The sequence below is a fragment of the Serratia sp. JSRIV006 genome (assembly GCF_019968685.1).
Lineage (GTDB): Bacteria > Pseudomonadota > Gammaproteobacteria > Enterobacterales > Enterobacteriaceae > Chania > Chania fonticola_B.
In genome coordinates this window covers 3196179-3212590 of record NZ_CP074137.1, presented here as the reverse complement: position 1 = coordinate 3212590, position 16412 = coordinate 3196179, and the positions used below count along the sequence as shown (strand labels likewise).

General features: G+C 51.0%; 17 protein-coding genes. 11 read left to right on the top strand and 6 right to left on the bottom strand.

Features of this window, described 5'->3' with window-relative positions:
- Window positions 1-666: 666 nt before the first annotated feature.
- From KGP16_RS14835 to KGP16_RS14825, 3 genes are read left to right on the top strand one after another with little or no spacing between them, the layout of a single operon-like run.
- Window positions 667-1806, top strand: coding sequence for a glycosyltransferase (locus KGP16_RS14835; protein WP_223499911.1), 1140 nt, complete (start codon window positions 667-669; stop codon window positions 1804-1806).
- 15 nt (window positions 1807-1821) lie between these two features.
- The gene (locus tag KGP16_RS14830) at window positions 1822-2184 is read left to right on the top strand and encodes a hypothetical protein (RefSeq protein ID WP_059201000.1); all 363 of its coding nucleotides are present in this window, start codon (window positions 1822-1824) and stop codon (window positions 2182-2184) included.
- The gene (locus KGP16_RS14825; protein WP_223499910.1) at window positions 2177-2431 is read left to right on the top strand and encodes a hypothetical protein; all 255 of its coding nucleotides are present in this window, start codon (window positions 2177-2179) and stop codon (window positions 2429-2431) included. Before KGP16_RS14830 ends, KGP16_RS14825 begins: the two co-directional genes overlap by 8 nt.
- Window positions 2432-2927: 496 nt before the next feature.
- Here the strand turns inward: KGP16_RS14825 and argS are convergent, their stop codons facing one another.
- Window positions 2928-4658 (bottom strand): arginine--tRNA ligase, encoded by a 1731-nt coding sequence (gene argS / locus KGP16_RS14820; protein WP_059200999.1) that lies wholly within the window; start codon window positions 4656-4658, stop codon window positions 2928-2930.
- Between the two features lie 847 nt (window positions 4659-5505).
- Between argS and KGP16_RS14815 the strand changes: the two genes are divergently transcribed.
- From KGP16_RS14815 to KGP16_RS14805, 3 genes are all read left to right on the top strand, one after another.
- The gene (locus KGP16_RS14815; RefSeq protein ID WP_223497797.1) at window positions 5506-6075 is read left to right on the top strand and encodes a VOC family protein; all 570 of its coding nucleotides are present in this window, start codon (window positions 5506-5508) and stop codon (window positions 6073-6075) included.
- 233 nt (window positions 6076-6308) lie between these two features.
- Entirely contained in the window at window positions 6309-7058 is a 750-nt protein-coding gene (gene cutC, locus KGP16_RS14810) for a copper homeostasis protein CutC (RefSeq protein ID WP_037376006.1), read from the top strand.
- A 745-nt stretch (window positions 7059-7803) separates the two neighbouring features.
- Complete coding sequence (locus tag KGP16_RS14805; RefSeq protein WP_223499908.1) at window positions 7804-8301, top strand: hypothetical protein; 498 nt, start codon at window positions 7804-7806, stop codon at window positions 8299-8301.
- A 59-nt stretch (window positions 8302-8360) separates the two neighbouring features.
- Here the strand turns inward: KGP16_RS14805 and cmoB are convergent, their stop codons facing one another.
- The 5 genes from cmoB to KGP16_RS14780 form a co-directional block, all read right to left on the bottom strand.
- The gene (gene cmoB / locus KGP16_RS14800; RefSeq protein WP_021181137.1) at window positions 8361-9332 is read right to left on the bottom strand and encodes a tRNA 5-methoxyuridine(34)/uridine 5-oxyacetic acid(34) synthase CmoB; all 972 of its coding nucleotides are present in this window, start codon (window positions 9330-9332) and stop codon (window positions 8361-8363) included.
- Window positions 9329-10072 carry a carboxy-S-adenosyl-L-methionine synthase CmoA gene (gene cmoA / locus KGP16_RS14795; protein ID WP_021806664.1) on the bottom strand — a complete coding sequence of 248 codons (744 nt, stop codon included), beginning with the start codon at window positions 10070-10072 and terminating at the stop codon, window positions 9329-9331. Before cmoA ends, cmoB begins: the two co-directional genes overlap by 4 nt.
- A 95-nt stretch (window positions 10073-10167) precedes the next feature.
- Window positions 10168-10563, bottom strand: a complete 396-nt coding sequence (locus KGP16_RS14790; RefSeq protein WP_021806663.1) for an MAPEG family protein — start codon at window positions 10561-10563, stop codon at window positions 10168-10170.
- Between the two features lie 101 nt (window positions 10564-10664).
- Window positions 10665-11480, bottom strand: coding sequence for a DUF72 domain-containing protein (locus KGP16_RS14785; RefSeq protein ID WP_021806662.1), 816 nt, complete (start codon window positions 11478-11480; stop codon window positions 10665-10667).
- Window positions 11481-11726: 246 nt separating this feature from the next.
- The gene (locus KGP16_RS14780) at window positions 11727-12299 is read right to left on the bottom strand and encodes a hydrolase (RefSeq protein WP_223499907.1); all 573 of its coding nucleotides are present in this window, start codon (window positions 12297-12299) and stop codon (window positions 11727-11729) included.
- Window positions 12300-12500: 201 nt separating this feature from the next.
- Between KGP16_RS14780 and KGP16_RS14775 the strand changes: the two genes are divergently transcribed.
- From KGP16_RS14775 to ruvC, 5 genes are all read left to right on the top strand, one after another.
- Window positions 12501-12731, top strand: a complete 231-nt coding sequence (locus KGP16_RS14775; RefSeq protein ID WP_021181142.1) for an FmdB family zinc ribbon protein — start codon at window positions 12501-12503, stop codon at window positions 12729-12731.
- Window positions 12732-12813: 82 nt separating this feature from the next.
- A complete protein-coding gene (gene aspS, locus KGP16_RS14770; protein WP_021806659.1) occupies window positions 12814-14598 on the top strand; it encodes an aspartate--tRNA ligase in 1785 nt (594 codons plus the stop codon).
- The gene (nudB, locus tag KGP16_RS14765) at window positions 14598-15044 is read left to right on the top strand and encodes a dihydroneopterin triphosphate diphosphatase (protein ID WP_021181144.1); all 447 of its coding nucleotides are present in this window, start codon (window positions 14598-14600) and stop codon (window positions 15042-15044) included. The genes aspS and nudB overlap by 1 nt, the downstream gene beginning before the upstream one ends.
- A 21-nt stretch (window positions 15045-15065) precedes the next feature.
- Window positions 15066-15809, top strand: coding sequence for a YebC/PmpR family DNA-binding transcriptional regulator (locus KGP16_RS14760; RefSeq protein WP_021181145.1), 744 nt, complete (start codon window positions 15066-15068; stop codon window positions 15807-15809).
- 67 nt (window positions 15810-15876) lie between these two features.
- Entirely contained in the window at window positions 15877-16398 is a 522-nt protein-coding gene (gene ruvC, locus KGP16_RS14755) for a crossover junction endodeoxyribonuclease RuvC (RefSeq protein WP_021181146.1), read from the top strand.
- Window positions 16399-16412 lie beyond the last annotated feature (14 nt).

The window sequence follows — 16412 nt, the reverse complement described above, 5'->3', positions numbered from 1 at the left end:
CAGCACCAGGTTCTTCTGCGCCTTGCTGTTCTGCGTATACTGCTGCCTCTGCTCACACTGTAGGAGCTGAACGGTAATACTGATAGCGGTTGCGGTCCGTTATGCCCTATATCAGCAGTTCTTCTGCCGGGCACACATACACCTCACGCGCCTCGTCATACCCGAAGTACTTTTTCTGGAAGTTATTTAGGCCTTTGTGTGGTCTGCGATAGCCGGGTACCAACGTGATATCCATTTCCTGCGTCAGATGGCACACCGCCGAGGTAAAATAACCCGCATCTACACTATGTTGATCATGTAGAAACCAGACTTTTGAAGACTTTAAATCTTCGATGGAAAACAGGGGGTTAAATAAGCTAATAGCTGCGAATATGACTCACGCCGGGGGCTAAATCGCTTTGCTTAAAATAGTGTATTTTGACCAATATTAAATTAGGTATGTGTTTATGAAGCATGGCGAGCTTGAAGTTAGAAGGATAGTGATTTTATAAGTCAGAATAGCTGTTACTGATGTGTTCATTGTTAGTGAAAAAACGCAATAACATGAAGTGCATCACGTTTTTGACTTTAAAATGCGCTTTTAGGTGTATTTTACACGGCGTTATTGATAATGATAATAGATATCATCTACGGAAGGCGATAGGGATCAGTAAAAGGGAGGCTTGAATGAATGACTTTGAAAGCAACGTGACAGTGGCCGCGGCGATTATTGTCAAAAATGAAGAGCGCTGTATTGCTCGCTGCATCGACAGTTTACTTCCACTTTTTCAAGAAATAATCGTTGTTGATACAGGGTCAACAGACAATACGCATAGAATATTAAATGGCTATTTAGTGGATGGAGTTAAAATATTTTATACGGAATGGGAAGATAGTTTTTCAAAGCCAAGAAATCTTGCTATAAGCAAATCATTATCTAATTATATTTTTTTTGTTGATGCAGATGAGTATGTTGTTTCTCCAAAGCATGAAGTTTCAAAAGTATTTGATAAAATAAATAATAACAACAATAGAAACATTATTGCGGTTTGTCCAAAAATTAAAAACCATGATGGTGATATATCAAATACTATACGAAGAGGATTTGCTAATAATGGAGAGTTTTTCTATTTTGGATATGTCCACGAAGAGTTAAGGCGAAAAGACAGAAATAGGATAATTGACATCAGTGTTGATATTATGATTAATCATGATGGTTATACTCATGATGTTGTAAAATCCAAGGGGAAATACAATAGAAATAAACGGCTGAATATAAAAAACTTATCTAAAGAGCCTTTGTATCTTCGCTGGAAATTCTTTTACTACCGAGACTGCTTCGAGGGGATTCCACCCGATGAAATTTATAAAGACTTAGCGAAAGCAATAAAATGTGAAGAGTTAGAACCGTTAAGCATGACAAATATAAAGATGGAAGCCTATACCTTTTCCATCCTTGATCTGATGGCGAAAGCAAAGCTAAGTATGATGGATAATGATAACGAATTTTATGAGGTGATCGAGCTAATGGATACTATCATTCCTTATAATAGCAATAGTTTTTACTATAAACTTATTTATGAGTTATTTAAATGGAAATACAAGTGTAGAATATCAATCAAAGAAATTCTAGAGTATAAAAGAAAAAATAAAAAAGTCCATGAGGGAATGGTTCATTCAGAGGGATTACATATTGATGCTGCGCTTTCATTTTATCTTAATGAGATTGGTATGGTGAAACAGGCAAGAAAGCTATTGCTAAGTGTTAGGGATAATGGATTTTCCACGGAAATTGTTAATCAATACTTGAACAGTAAAATACACTAAATTATGAGAATGATAATGGTAAGTAAAAGAATTTACTTTATTTACAGACCCAGTCCGACATTTGGTCGCTCTCCTATCCAAGGTGCCGGTGGCGGTTTGTTCGGTTTTTACAAAGAAGATAAATACATTACAGCTTTGCAGGATTATCTAAATAAAAAAAATCTCAACTGGCTCGTTGAGCGGGATGATACTGAAGCAGATATAGAGAAACTTATAGAGCAAAATGCTCATTTGCTGGTTTGCGCACCCGGATTACGCTTCCAGTTCTATCGTAATGGTTTTGATAGAAAAAATATTATTTATCTTAGTGCAATGGAATATGTGAGTAACAATATTAATCCTGTTGTTAAACGAATAAGGGAAATAAATAATGAATAAATATCATGATTTAGTTTTAAGAGAAATAACAGATGAAATTGAATTGATATCCGTTAGTGGCAGTGGTGGTGGCAGTGGGCAATGGGAAACTGGAGCCGCAGGGGTTTGGGCTGGAGTTATGGATGGGTTAGGTTATAGTTGTTCATTACCTGGTGGATTTTATGGTCCAGGTACTTCTGTAGCAACAGGTTCCGGAACTTGTGTAGGAGGTAACATGGGATCGTCTGACCCCATATGGGGAAATTGAGAGGAGCCTAATCAAACAAACGTAAACTGATAGGATTATATTAAAAATGATTAACGGAATGCCATTGTAAATAAATTCTAATTCTACTTTTTGCAATACTAGCCCGGCATTTTTCCGGGCTAACCACCAACCTGACTATTGGGGAAGATAAACACACTAAGATATCCTGCGATATTGAGCAATTAGGCTAAAACCGACTGGGCTTATTGAAACACGCGCCAACAGCGTGGAGGAACAAGACTGATGATAGTATCAATTGTACATATCAGAAGTCCTTTGGGGTGTCATTAGCATCAAGGATCATGAGTTCAAATTGGTACTGATGAGTGAGAGTTTTTTTATATGGAAGCCAGTCCCGTTATTTGCACTGGCTTTAGTAGAGTCAAGTTCTGACCGTCAGATAAGAACTTTGCCAGCAACCTGAGAAGTCGGTAACGAGAACTTTTTCAGATTGATGACAAAGGCTAGATGGGAGCACATGCAGCGTCCCTACATGTTACATGCGTTCGACGGTTTCGATCCCGAGCGTATCCAGGCCGGTTTTCAACGTCTTGGCGGTCAGCAGGGCCAGCTTCAGGCGGCTCTGACGTGCCTCTTCGCTTTCGGCGTTGAGGATCTGGCAATGCTCGTAGAAGCCAGAGAACAGCCCCGCCAGATCGTACAGATAGGTACACATCACGTGCGGTGTACCTTCACGGGCGACCACGGTAAGGGTTTCTTCGAACTGTAGCAGGCGAGTTGCCAGCGCGACTTCACGCTCTTCGGTCATCACCAACGGTAGCGTCAGGTTGCTTTCATCCACGCCAGCACGCTTGAACACCGAGGCAACGCGGGTATAGGCATACTGCATATACGGCGCAGTGTTGCCCTCGAAGGTCAGCATGTTATCCCAATCGAAGATGTAGTCCGTGGTGCGGCTTTTCGACAGATCGGCATATTTCACCGCACCGATGCCGACCGCGTTCGCCACGTTCTGCATTTCATCGGCAGGCATGTCCGGGTTCTTCTCGGCAATCAGTTTGCTGGCACGTTCAACGGCTTCATCCAGCAAATCGGAAAGTTTGATGGTGCCGCCTGAACGGGTTTTGAACGGTTTGCCGTCTTTACCCAGCATCATGCCGAACATGTGGTGTTCCAGCGAGACGGAGTCTGGCACGTAACCTGCTTTGCGCACGATAGTCCAGGCTTGCATCAGATGCTGATGCTGGCGCGAGTCGATGTAATAGAGAACACGATCGGCACCCAGGGTCTCGAAACGGTATTTGGCGCAGGCGATATCGGTAGTGGTATACAGGTAACCGCCGTCTTTCTTCTGGATGATGACACCCATCGGATCGCCGTCTTTATTTTTATACTCGTCCAGGAACACCACGGTAGCGCCTTCGCTTTCTACCGCCAACCCCTTCGCCTTGAGATCGGCAACGATGCCCGGCAGCATGGCGTTGTACAGGCTTTCGCCCATCACGTCATCTTCGGTCAGGGTGACATTCAGACGGTTATAGGTCAGTTGGTTCTGCGCCATGGTGATATCCACCAGCTTGCGCCACATCTTCAGACAGTATTGGTCGCCGCCTTGCAGTTTGACCACGTAACCACGGGCGCGCAGAGCGAAATCTTCGTCTTCGTCGTAGTTTTTCTTGGCTTCGCGGTAAAATTGCTCCAGATCCGACAGCCCCATATCGCTGGCATGCTCGTTTTGCATCTTTTCCAGGTAGGCGATCAGCATGCCGAACTGGGTACCCCAGTCGCCCACATGGTTGGCGCGTATCACTTTATGGCCCAGGAATTCCTGAGTACGGGCAGCGGCATCGCCAATAATGGTGGAGCGCAGGTGACCCACATGCATTTCTTTCGCCACGTTGGGCGCAGAATAGTCGATCACGATGGTTTGCGGCTTAACGGGGGCAATGCCCAGCTTCTCTGCGCCCAGGGTGGCATCGGCCTGGCGGGCAACCCATTCGCTGTTCAGGAAGATATTGATAAAGCCTGGGCCGGCGATTTCCACTTTGCTGCTGATGTCACCCAGGTCAAGCAGTTGGACTACTTTCTCTGCCAGTTGTCGTGGCGGCATACCAAGAGTTTTGGCAACGGACATCACGCCGTTGGCTTGGTAGTCACCAAACTGTGCTTTCGCGGACTGACGAACCTGAGCTTCGCAATCGGCAGGCGCACCTGCGGCAATCAGCGCCTGGCTGACTTTATCTGATAGAAGAGCCTGAATATTCACCGGGTTACCTTAAATGACAAACGAGGGCCGTGCAGTACGCCCTCCGGATCAAAAGGTGGTTTTACTCTATTGGTTTGCAAAACGCCTTGACGCACAACTTGCAATCCAGCAGGGACGACGCCACGTATCGCAGGCGACGCTCAACCACAAAACAGCCTGCAATTGTACCCGATTGACGGCACCGCGTCAGTAGTTGACGCGGGCTGGCATGGTGAAAGATAGGGAAAAGTGAAGACCAAAAAGGTAAGTAGGTGAATCAAATCGTCCGCTGTCATTGGTTTGATGGGAGCGGATTAATGGACGCTTTAACGCTTTTTATTGCCTCGGCCAGAACGTAACACACTATTCTGGCGAGTTTTGAAATGGCGATAAATCGCGTAGCCAGCAATGGCTATTAAAACAAGGGATATACCTAACAGGGTCATGTTTATTTATCCAAAATCAAATGCTCTCCTAACCTAACTTATTAACGCCACCTAATCAATTGTAATGCCTCTGTTTAGGATTTCTCGCATCATTATTATTTTTTTTGAATAAAAACATAGTGTTAAATTTTACTCTGGCTGAGGTGTCAGTTTCATTGTCAGCGATTGGCCTTGTGGAAACTAAAACGATTAAACATTAATCATTCTTAATGGTTTTGATGCGAATTAATGGAGTGCGATATAAGAAGATTCTTGATTGTTTCTTTCCTCATGAAGGATAGTTCGGTCTTAAATAGGTCGTTGCGCACCAAATGCAACATTATCTTTATCCTCTAGGTTTTTATTCTCTGATCCATAGCCTCCAGGAGATTCGACGTGTAGATTATTGGCCTGCCAAAGATCCTGGAGAACCTGAGAAACTTATGACTACCTTGTCATCGATCGCCGAACTTAACGACCTGACGCTGGATTTACCTCGCTTTGAACTGGCTCTGGAGCAGTTTGCACAACGGCTCCATCTTGAGCTGGCAACATTCAGCGCAGACCATATCTCGCTGCGTTGCCATCAGAACAGCACCGCCGATCGTTGGCGGCAAGGGTTACTGCAATGCGGATCGCTACTTTCGGAAACGATGATTAACGGCAGGCCGATTTGCCTGTTTGATCTCCATGAGCCGTTGAAGGTTGGCCCTTGGCAGATTGACTGTATCGAGCTGCCATACCCCGGTGAGAAGCGCTATCCGCATGAAGGATGGGAACATGTAGAGCTGGTGCTAAGCGGCGATCCCGCTACCCTGTATGCCCGCGCCCTGGAACATCTGGCGGACGAAGCCTTGCTGCTACCTGGCATCAAACTCAAGCAGAGCTCACCTAAAGGTGAGGGCGAACGCCTGGCCAATCCGACCTTGGCGATCAGCGATGGCAATGTCACCATCAAATTCCATCCGCATCATATTCGTGACATCGTGGCCAGTGAACGGGTGAAACCGTAGCGTGTCGTTTGTTGCCGATTTCGAATGGGGTGTCAGGGAGAAAAATGATGCGTTCGCGTTATTTATCCGACTTAACGCCGCCACTGTGACTGCGATCGATCCATTAATCAAAATTGAGTGCCATAGTTAGCACCTTGTGCCATTAAGACTTTTATCAGATTGTCATCCTGTGGCCTGTAGGGCGGCGGGTAAACGTTTGCTGTAGCATTTTTGACCGTTATCTGGGGGTAACAATAATGAAGCTGGAAGTTTGTTGCTATAGCGTCGACTGTGCCATGACAGCAGAGCATGCGGGCGCTGACCGCATAGAATTGTGTGCCAGTCAGAGTGAGGGCGGGTTGACGCCGAGCTTTGGATCGTTGCGGCTGGCTCGGGAGCGGGTAACGATACCCGTTCATCCAATAGTGCGGCCGCGCGGGGGCGATTTCTGCTACAGCGCCGTCGATTTCGAGATTATGAAGAACGACGTGGCGCAAATCCGCGAGATGGGTTTTGCCGGTGTGGTCATCGGCATGTTGGACGATGAAGGGCATATCGATCTTGCGCGGATGCGCGAGGTGATGAAATTAAGCGGTAATATGGCGGTGACCTTCCATCGCGCGTTCGATATGTGTCAAAACCCGATGGTGGCGCTGGAACAACTGACGCAGCTCGGCGTGGCGCGCATTCTGACCTCTGGGCAGCAGCAGAATGCCGAGTTGGGCTTACCGCTGTTACGCGACTTGGTGCATGCCAGCAACGGTCCGGTGATCATGGCCGGTGCCGGTGTCCGTTTGAGCAATATGCATAAGTTTGTGGATATCGGTATTCAGGAGTTGCATAGCTCGGCTGGGCATACGGTGCCTTCCACCATGCGTTACCGCAAGGCGGGTGTCACCATGTGTGCCGACAATGAGTTTGACGAATTCAGCCACTACTGCGTGGACGGGGAAACGGTAGAGGCGATGAAGAACGCGTTGGCCATGCTGACTCCTGTCGAATGAGATCGTAGGGAGCCGTATGCTGAGAGCGTTTAGCAATGGTCCAACGTTGTGAGCCTGGTTTGAAGCCCCGAATATTCGGGGCTTTTTGCATTTGTGCGCAAAAAAAGCCCTGAACAGGGTAGAGGTGCTCAGGGCAAACAGGTTCATACTTCTCTGGTGTTGGCGCGATACCAACACTTTAACTTTAGTTAACGATGAGCCACTGCCTTAAGTTTAAATGTTGATAAAATGTAACCGGCTGTTGTCGCTTATCGCAGACTCTCCACCCAGTGACAAATGGCCGAGAGTATTTGCACGGTGCCGCCGATATTGAATATGACGGCAATCCCTATGCCGGTCATTATGGTCAGCAATGCCATCAACAGTCTGTCAACACCTCGCATTAATCATCCTTATGAATTTGTTGAGTTTTTCCAGTCTACTAAAAGCGTTCAGTCTTCAACGCTGAGCCTCGATAGGATTTCCCCACGATTGTATTGCCAGCGCTGACACACATGACAGGAGGCGACACGTTGATGTGTAGACGATACCGTTTGATGGTGCTGTTACTAAACAAGTTCAACCGCTTTTGGTCAGGAGGATACATGAGAGTTTATGTTGTGTGGTTAATGCTGGTTTGTTGTTCATTATCGGGCTGTGTTGCGGCTTATTATCGTTAACGGAGGAGGGGGAGATGCGTTATTTACTGATTGTCGGCCTTGTCATGTCGTTAACGGCCTGCGCAACGCTGTATTACAGGTGAGTGATGAGACATTTATTTATTTTGCTGGCCTTGGCATTGAGTGGTTGCGTCTCGGTGTATGGGCCAACTAAAACCGGTAACCAGCCCGGCAGTGCGGCTGAAACTGCCGCTGGCGAGCCGACTGCTGGTGCGAAGCCCACCTTGATAGGCAACCGTAAGCCAGATGAGCTGTTAACCCGTACTGAGGAAATTTTTGCGCAGAAAGGGTTAGTGGCCACGGTTGTCGATCCGCATCTGGGGATCGTTGGTGCGACGGGCAATGACGCTGAACTGGCCAGCCTGTATCTGACTTGTTCAGACCAGCCAGGGCCATCTAATCTGAATGTTACCTACCGGATCCTGGTGCAGACTTTTAGCGCTGGAGAAGGGACTAACGTGATGGTGCAAGTCAATGGCGTTGCGGGGCTGGTGGCTGCGGATGGTAACGATAAGGTCAAGCCCTTCGAATGTTCATCCAGCGGGGTGTTTGAAAAGGATCTGCTACAGGCTTTGAGAAAATAACGGTGGCAACTAAAAGGGCGTAGCATTGCTACACCCTTACATAATGAGTTGGTTATGGCTTACGGTTTTTTGGCGATCAGCACGGCGCGGATCGGTGCCGGGTAACCTTCAATCGTTTTGGTTGGATCCTGGGGATCGAGGAACTCGGCCAGTGACTCGCTGGTCATCCAGTCGGTGCGGCGCTGCTCTTCGGTGCTGGTTGGGCAGATATCGGCAATGCTGACGTCGACAAATCCGCATTTTTCCAGCCAGCACTTCAGCGCTTCGGCAGACGGAATAAAGTAGACGTTACGCATCTGCGCGTAGCGGTCGCCCGGCACCAATACCTGATGGCGATCGCCTGGCACGACCAGCGTTTCCAACACTAGCTCGCCCTCGGAAACCAGCTGGTTCTTCAACTGATACAGGTGATCCAGCGGGGAACGGCGGTGATAGAGCACGCCCATCGAGAAAACGGTGTCGAAAGCGGCCAACTCGGGCAGTTGTTCGATACCCAGCGGCAACACATGGGCGCGTTGATCGCCACCCAGCAGTTTTCGCACCGCTTCGAACTGGCACAGGAACAGCTGCATTGGATCGATACCGACCGCCAGATGTGCTCCAGCACCGACCATGCGCCACAGATGGTAACCGCTGCCGCAACCCACATCCAGGATGGTACGGCCAGCCAGCGGGGAAATATGCGGCAGCACGCGATCCCACTTCCAGTCGGAATGCCATTCGGTATCGATATCAATGCCGTAAAGCGAGAACGGCCCTTTACGCCACGGCATCAGCGTACGCAGCATTTTCTCAATGCCTTCGAGCTGGCCAGGTGACAGCGGTTGTTCCATCTCGGCACGTACGCCATGCAATAAATCCAACTGGGTCGGCGTCAGGGAAGGCAGGTGCTCTACCGAATTGAACCACTGCTTGAACTTGCCATGCAGCGATTCGCGCTGCCAAGCGGTGATTTGGGCCGGCAGCGTATCCAGCCAGTGGCTCAGCGGGCTTTTGGCGATGCGCTGGTAGAAGTCTCCAAACTCGATCATGCGGTTTCTCCTGATTTCAGGGCGATCAATGAGCCGAAGTTGAAGCATTGGAACCAGACTTCTGCATGTTCAAAACCGGCTTGCCGAAGGCGCGCTTTATGCGCTTCGACCGAATCGGTCAGCATCACGTTTTCCAGCATGCTACGCTTTTGGCTGATTTCCAATTCGCTGTAGCCGTTGGCGCGTTTGAAATCATGGTGCATGTTGAACAACAGTTCACCGACGTCCGCATCCTCAAAGCTGAATTTCTCTGACAGCACCAAGGCACCGCCCGGACGTAGCCCACGATAAACCTGTTCGAGCAGGCGCAGCCGGTCAGCCGGTTCAAGAAACTGTAGGGTGAAGTTCAACACCACCATCGAGGCATTTTCGATGGTAATGTCTAAAATGTCCGCCTCAATGACGTCGACGGGCGTATCGGCGCGAAAAGCATCAAGATGGCGGCGGCAGCGCTCTACCATCGCGGGGGAATTATCGACCGCAATAATCTGACAACCTTCGACGCTGATGTTCCTGCGCATCGATAGCGTGGCCGCGCCGAGCGAGCACCCCAGGTCATACACCCGGCTGTGCGGCTGGACAAAACGTTCGGCCAGCATGCCAATCATCGAAATGATATTGGAGTAGCCCGGAACGGAGCGCTGGATCATGTCTGGGAAGACTTCAGCAACGCGCTCGTCGAAGGTCCAGTCGCCCAGTTTGGCGATCGGGGCGGAAAAAAGAGTATCGCGGTTTGGCATAGCGGCAAATCAGGTCAGAATTCGAAGGGGCGTATACTAACAGAAAAGCGGCGCAGGCAGAAGCAGGCGGCGTGGCCGCCTGAACAGAGGGGATATCAGTGTAAACTAAAGATAATGTCCCACGGCAGATAAACGATATTGGCTATCACCATCAGTATCAAAGAAAGATAGGTAGCCGCCATACCCGAACGGCGCCAGCGGACTTCACGGTTACGTAAACCGTAGTAGTGAACCAGCCGGCCTGCCATCAGCAGCAAACCACACAGATGCACCATCCAGACTTCAGCACCGTTCATCTCCATGATCACCAACAGGATGGCGGCGATCGGTATGTACTCCACGGCGTTACCGTGTACGCGGATCGCGGTTTGCAGCTCGTAGAACCCACCGTCACCGTAGGCAACCCGGTACTGCATTCTCAACCTGACCACGTCAAAAGAGAGTTTGATCAACAACAATGCGCCAAGCACCACATAGAGCGCGCTTACCATTCTTAACTCCATTCGTAACCAAATCTGGCAACGAGCATCATAACTGCCATCCTCGCGGCTGTCGCGAGGAAATATCCGATAGGACCCATCAGATTAATAGGTTAAAACAAGGCTTCTTGCTCAGGCCAGTCCGGAGGCATCGCTAAATTCGGAATTATGCCGTGTAGCCCTTGCCAGATTTTCTGTGCCTGCTGAGGAGAATCGCTGTTATCTGGCGTGTGAATAAACAGATAAGGCTGATGTTGTTGCGCCCAGTCAGGCAGCCTCTGTTGCCATGAATCAAACCAGCGCTGATTGTCCGCCAGCACGTCACCGCCGATAAAGCGGATCAACGGGTTGTCAGCCGTTATCACTGCATGTACCGGCAGCTTGGGCTTTTTCTGCTGCGCATCGCGGATCGCTGGGCTGTGCGGTTTGGCATGGTGCAGCGGGCGGCTATCGAGGATGGTCCGGTTAATGCCGCGTTGGTGCAAACCCTGATTCAGTTGGCGCTCTGCGTCACCCTTGGCGAAAAATTCCAGATGACGGACCTCGACTCCGTAGGTGAACTCCGGCGGTAAGGCATCAAGAAATGCCCACAGAACACCCAGATGCTCGGGTGCAAAGGCGGCGGGCAACTGCAGCCACAGTTGTCCGATACGCCCTTCGAGGGGGCGCAGGCAGTCATAAAATGCCTTGATATCGGCCTCACAGCCACGCAGTGCTGCTTTATGGCTGATCGCTGACGGGAATTTAAAGCAAAAACGGAAATCATCGCCGGTCATATCGCGCCAGCGATGCACAATTTCCGCCTTTGGCAGGGCATAGAAGGTGGTGTTACCTTCCACGCAGTTGAAGTAGCGGCTGTAGTCTGCCAGATCGCGCAGGCCGATACGGTTCCAGGCTGGATGTTGCCATTGCGGTAGTCCGATATACATCAAACGCTCATCTTCCCTGTTTTACATTTTGGCAACAACGGTAGCGTCATCCTGCCTTGCTTTCAAGTGCCTAAAACTGCGTTCACCACCGCAACACCTGAGCTTGAGGCGGGTGGAGGTCAATGCAGGTTAGCCGACCGTTGAGCGCAGGGATGCGCGATACGAGCCTCCATGGACGGATTTACGGCGTGTCGGCGTCCTGCATGACTTCCACCTGTTACTCTTTATCAACAGCTAGATGAGCTTTTACAGCGCAGCAAGGATCTCACTGGTGCTACGCACACGGGCAATACGCGGGAAGATATTATCGAAGGCGAATTGGTGCATCTCGGCGCTGTAGGTGCTGCACATGTCTTCGGCGATCACCAACTCGTAACCATGTTCCCAGGCCGCGCGCGCGGTAGACTCCACGCCAATATTGGTGGCGATACCGCCCAATACCAGCGATTTGATGCCCCGACGGCGCAGTTGCAGGTCCAGGTCGGTGCCATAGAATGCTCCCCATTGACGCTTGGTGATCAGCACATCGCTGTCTTGTACCGCCAGCGCTTCGGGGAATTCCCACCAGGAGGCTGGCAGCCCGCCGACCGGAGACGGTGAAGGCTTATCTACCGGTTGCTTGAGCGCTTCGGCAAAGGAATCAGACCAGCCGACGCGCACCAGAAACACGGGGGCATTCAGCGCGCGGAAACGCCCTGCCAGACGGGCCGCATGGGTGACGACTTGGCTGGCACTGTGCGGACCAGCGGCGTAAGGTAGAATGCCGTTTTGTAGATCGATCAGGACCAAGGCGGTGGTTTGGGCATCAAGTTTCAACATTGGGAGCGTCTCTGGGTTAAAGTGGATTTAAGGTTGTGCTACCGGCTTTTGAAAGACGACGGAGACATAGGCTACGTGATAAAACTGCTGCCAGTTAATGGGAAATTTGTTAACCGATGTGTTGTTTGCTACCGCTAGGTGCGATTTAGCATTGCAACAATGCCGTGTTCGCTCTTATCTGGCGCATGAATTTCCTTTATAATGACCGCCTTTTTTCACCAATCTTTAATCCAGCGATCTATGCCGATTTATGAATATGCATGTGGCTCATGCCAACATCGATTAGAGAAACTACAAAAATTTTCCGACGCGCCGTTGACTCAATGTCCGGCGTGTGGGCAGCCCGCACTGACCAAGTTGATCTCTGCCAGCGGTTTCCAGTTAAAGGGCACCGGCTGGTATGCAACAGACTTCAAACCGGGTGATAAATAACAATTCGTCAGATAATAGCCGTGCGGAAACAGCAACTGCTGCCAACCTCCGGCCGAATCGGCTTAAGTCAAAAGGATAGCGTATGCGTACTGAATATTGCGGGCAGTTGAATCTGGCCCACGTCGGCCAGGAAGTCACTTTGTGTGGTTGGGTCAACCGCCGCCGCGATCTGGGTGGCCTGATCTTTATTGATATGCGTGACCGCGAAGGCATCGTGCAGGTGTTCTTCGATCCGGATCAGAAAGTGGCCTTCGACAAAGCCTTCGAACTGCGTAACGAGTTCTGCATCCAGATCGTCGGTACCGTGCGTGCGCGCCCGGAAAGCCAGGTCAACAAGGATATGGCGACTGGCGAAGTTGAGGTGTTCGCTCATCAGCTTGAGATCATCAACCGCTCCGAACCGCTGCCGTTAGACTCGAATCAGACCAACAGCGAAGAAGCGCGTCTGAAATATCGCTACCTGGATCTGCGTCGCCCGGAAATGGCCGACCGCCTGAAAACCCGTGCCAAGATCACCAGCTTTGTGCGCCGCTTTATGGACAGCCACGGCTTCCTGGATATCGAAACCCCAATGCTGACCAAAGCCACGCCGGAAGGTGCCCGTGACTATCTGGTACCAAGCCGCGTACATAAAGGTAAATTCTACGCGTTGCCACAGTCCCCACAGTTGTTCAAACAGCTGCTGATGATGTCTGGCTTCGACCGTTACTACCAGATCGTCAAGTGTTTCCGTGACGAAGACCTGCGCGCCGATCGCCAGCCGGAATTCACCCAGATCGACGTGGAAACCTCTTTCATGAGCGCCGAGCAGGTGCGTGAAGTGATGGAGCAACTGGTGCATGAACTGTGGCTGGACGTGAAGGGCGTCGATCTGGGTAAATTCCCAATCATGACCTTTGCCGAAGCGATGCGCCGTTTCGGTTCCGATAAGCCAGACCTGCGTAACCCGCTGGAGCTGGTGGACGTTGCCGACCTGGTTAAAGACGTTGAGTTTAAAGTGTTTTCTGGCCCGGCGAACGATGCCAAAGGCCGCGTGGCCGCGATTTGTGTTCCGGGTGGCGCGCAGCTGACCCGTAAGCAGATCGACGAATACGGCGCTTTCGTGAATATCTACGGTGCCAAAGGTTTGGCATGGCTGAAGGTTAACGATCGTGCTGCGGGTATGGAAGGCGTGCAAAGCCCGATTGCCAAATTCCTCAGTGCCGAAGTGCTGGAAGCGATCCTGGCGCGCACCAATGCGCAAACCGGCGACATTCTGTTCTTCGGTGCCGACAGCTTTAAAATCGTTACCGACGCCATGGGCGCGCTGCGCTTGAAAATCGGCCGCGATCTGGGCCTGACCAAGCTCGACAGCTGGGCACCGCTGTGGGTGGTCGATTTCCCAATGTTCGAAGAGGACGGCGAAGGTGGCCTGGCGGCGATGCACCATCCGTTTACCGCCCCGCGCGATATGAGCCCGGAAGAGCTGCAAAAAGATCCTACCTCAGCTATCGCCAATGCCTACGATATGGTGCTGAACGGCTATGAAGTGGGTGGTGGTTCCGTGCGTATTCACCGCAGTGAAATGCAGCAAACCGTCTTCGGTATTCTTGGCATCAACGAACAAGAACAACGTGAGAAGTTTGGCTTCCTGCTGGATGCGCTGAAGTACGGTACTCCTCCGCACGCCGGTTTGGCCTTCGGTCTGGATCGTCTGGTGATGTTGGTAACCGGTACCGAGAACATCCGTGATGTTATCGCTTTCCCGAAAACCACCGCGGCAGCCTGTCTGATGACCGATGCACCAAGCTTCGCCAACCCGGCTTCGTTGCAGGAACTGGCGATCAGCGTAGTGAAGAAAGCCTCAGCCGAACAAGAGAGCGAGTGATGAATTACAAGCGGCCCGAGTCTATTCTGGTGGTGATTTATGCAAAATCCAGTGGCCGGGTGCTGATGTTACAGCGGCGTGACGATACGGAGTTCTGGCAGTCGGTCACCGGCAGCCTTGAAGACGCCGAATCGCCGCCGCATGCCGCACAGCGCGAAGTCATGGAAGAGATTGGCATCGATATCGCAGCAGAGGGTCTGCCGTTGTTCGATTGCCAGCGCTGTGTGGAATTTGAACTCTTTGTCCATTTGCGACACCGCTATGCGCCGGGAACCACGCGTAATAAAGAGCACTGGTTCTGTCTGGCGTTACCTGATGAGCGCGATCCGGTCTTGACCGAACATCATGCTTACCAATGGCTTGAGGCGTCCGAGGCGGTCAAACTGACCAAGTCCTGGAGTAATCAGCAGGCGATTGAAGAGTTTGTGATCCATTCTGTCCAGTAGTTCTTTTTGGAGATATTTTTTATGGCAGGTCATAGTAAATGGGCCAACACCAAACACCGCAAAGCTGCACAAGATTCCAAACGCGGTAAGATTTTCACTAAAATTATCCGTGAGCTGGTGACTGCAGCCAAATTGGGCGGCGGCGATCCGGGTTCGAACCCGCGTCTGCGTGCGGCTATTGATAAAGCGCTGTCCAACAACATGACGCGCGATACCCTGAACCGTGCTATCGCCCGTGGCGTAGGCGGCGATGATGATACCAATATGGAAACCATCATCTATGAAGGTTACGGCCCTGGCGGCACTGCGGTAATGATCGAATGCCTGAGTGACAACCGTAACCGTACCGTGGCAGAAGTGCGCCATGCCTTCACCAAGTGTGGTGGCAACCTGGGTACCGACGGTTCCGTGGCCTATCTGTTCACCAAAAAAGGCGTGATCACCTATGCACCGGGTCTGGATGAAGACACGGTGATGGAAGCCGCATTGGAAGCGGGTGCTGAAGATATCCAGACCTATGACGACGGTGCCATTGACGTCTTCACCGCCTGGGAAAATCTGGGTGAAGTGAAAGACGCGTTGACCGCGGCAGGCTTTGAGGCAGACTCGGCGGAGGTTTCCATGATCCCGTCCACCAAAGCGGACATGGATGCTGAAACGGCGCCTAAGTTACTGCGCTTGATCGACATGCTGGAAGACTGTGACGACGTGCAGGAGGTTTACCATAACGGTGAGATCTCCGACGAGATCGCTGCAACGCTGTAATGCAGGTGAATGATGGCGTTGCCAACCGGCAACGCCAGGCAACAATCAATGCAGGGTGGTGGTAGCAATGGCGATCATACTGGGTATCGATCCCGGCTCGCGCGTCACCGGCTATGGCCTGATCCGCCAGCAGGGCCGCCAACTGACCTATGTTGCCAGCGGTTGTATTCGTACCGTGGTGGATGATATGCCAACGCGCCTGAAGCTGATTTATGCTGGCGTGAGCGAAATCATCACCCAGTTTCAACCGGACTTCTTCGCCATCGAACAGGTGTTTATGGCCAAGAACCCGGACTCGGCGCTGAAGTTGGGGCAAGCGAGGGGCGTGGCGATCGTTGCCGCCGTCAATCAAAACCTGGAAGTGTTTGAGTATGCGGCGCGTCAGGTGAAACAGACGGTGGTCGGTACCGGTGCGGCGGAAAAGTCTCAGGTGCAGCATATGGTTCGCTCACTGCTGAAGCTGTCTGCCAATCCTCAGGCGGATGCCGCGGATGCGTTGGCTATCGCCATTACCCACTGCCATCTCAGCCAGAACGTGCTGCGTATGAGTGAAGGGCGGTTGAATCTGGCGCGTGGGCGTTTACGTTAGGGGTCTGTAACGTA

Coding starts and splice junctions, on each gene's coding strand:
- KGP16_RS14805 (WP_223499908.1), top strand. CDS start 7,804: ATGAGACATTTATTTATTTTGCTGGCCTTGGCATTGAGTGGTTGCGTC.
- KGP16_RS14835 (WP_223499911.1), top strand. CDS start 667: ATGAATGACTTTGAAAGCAACGTGACAGTGGCCGCGGCGATTATTGTC.
- cmoB (WP_021181137.1), bottom strand. CDS start 9,332: ATGATCGAGTTTGGAGACTTCTACCAGCGCATCGCCAAAAGCCCGCTG.
- KGP16_RS14830 (WP_059201000.1), top strand. CDS start 1,822: ATGGTAAGTAAAAGAATTTACTTTATTTACAGACCCAGTCCGACATTT.
- KGP16_RS14790 (WP_021806663.1), bottom strand. CDS start 10,563: ATGGTAAGCGCGCTCTATGTGGTGCTTGGCGCATTGTTGTTGATCAAA.
- KGP16_RS14760 (WP_021181145.1), top strand. CDS start 15,066: ATGGCAGGTCATAGTAAATGGGCCAACACCAAACACCGCAAAGCTGCA.
- KGP16_RS14780 (WP_223499907.1), bottom strand. CDS start 12,299: ATGTTGAAACTTGATGCCCAAACCACCGCCTTGGTCCTGATCGATCTA.
- aspS (WP_021806659.1), top strand. CDS start 12,814: ATGCGTACTGAATATTGCGGGCAGTTGAATCTGGCCCACGTCGGCCAG.
- ruvC (WP_021181146.1), top strand. CDS start 15,877: ATGGCGATCATACTGGGTATCGATCCCGGCTCGCGCGTCACCGGCTAT.
- KGP16_RS14775 (WP_021181142.1), top strand. CDS start 12,501: ATGACCGCCTTTTTTCACCAATCTTTAATCCAGCGATCTATGCCGATT.
- nudB (WP_021181144.1), top strand. CDS start 14,598: ATGAATTACAAGCGGCCCGAGTCTATTCTGGTGGTGATTTATGCAAAA.
- KGP16_RS14825 (WP_223499910.1), top strand. CDS start 2,177: ATGAATAAATATCATGATTTAGTTTTAAGAGAAATAACAGATGAAATT.
- KGP16_RS14785 (WP_021806662.1), bottom strand. CDS start 11,480: ATGTATATCGGACTACCGCAATGGCAACATCCAGCCTGGAACCGTATC.
- KGP16_RS14815 (WP_223497797.1), top strand. CDS start 5,506: ATGACTACCTTGTCATCGATCGCCGAACTTAACGACCTGACGCTGGAT.
- cmoA (WP_021806664.1), bottom strand. CDS start 10,072: ATGCCAAACCGCGATACTCTTTTTTCCGCCCCGATCGCCAAACTGGGC.